This is a genomic window from Paratractidigestivibacter sp. (genome assembly GCF_052362415.1).
Lineage (GTDB): Bacteria > Actinomycetota > Coriobacteriia > Coriobacteriales > Atopobiaceae > Paratractidigestivibacter.
This window is the reverse complement of record NZ_DAWEMK010000200.1, coordinates 1432-1819: the sequence shown is the minus strand read 5'-3', so window position 1 is coordinate 1819 and position 388 is coordinate 1432. Positions and strand designations below refer to the sequence as shown.

Annotated in this window: 1 protein-coding gene; it reads right to left on the bottom strand. The window is 68.6% G+C overall.

The window, feature by feature from the left end:
* The coding region (locus ACT84W_RS10915) for a VG15 protein (protein ID WP_444329240.1) at positions 1–388 on the bottom strand (388 nt) is incomplete at both ends.

The following is a 388-nucleotide window of genomic DNA, read 5'->3' as shown; positions in this document are numbered from 1 at the left end:
CCTGATCTCCTCGTCGACCCTCGTGACGCAACGCGAGACGAACACCGCGGGGGCGCCCTCGACGACCTTGCCGATGAAATACCTCACCGCGCCGAGCGTGGCGTTCGGGTCTCGCATGGACTCGGCGACCGCCTTGTATTTCCCAGGGAAGCCCTGCGACGCCCTGACCGCGTCGTAGTATTCGGCGGCCCTGGCGGCGGCGCACGTGTCGGCGTAGTACCCGAGCACCGCCTCGATAGTCTCGTACGCCCTCTCGCGGAGCGCGGCGACATCGCCGCCCCCGCCGCGTTCCCAGCTCGACAGCAGTGACTCGAGTGCCGGCCTCACCTTCGCCTGGGCGTCTGCCGACAGCGCGTTCACCTCATCGGTCAGCTCGTCCAGCAGGCTA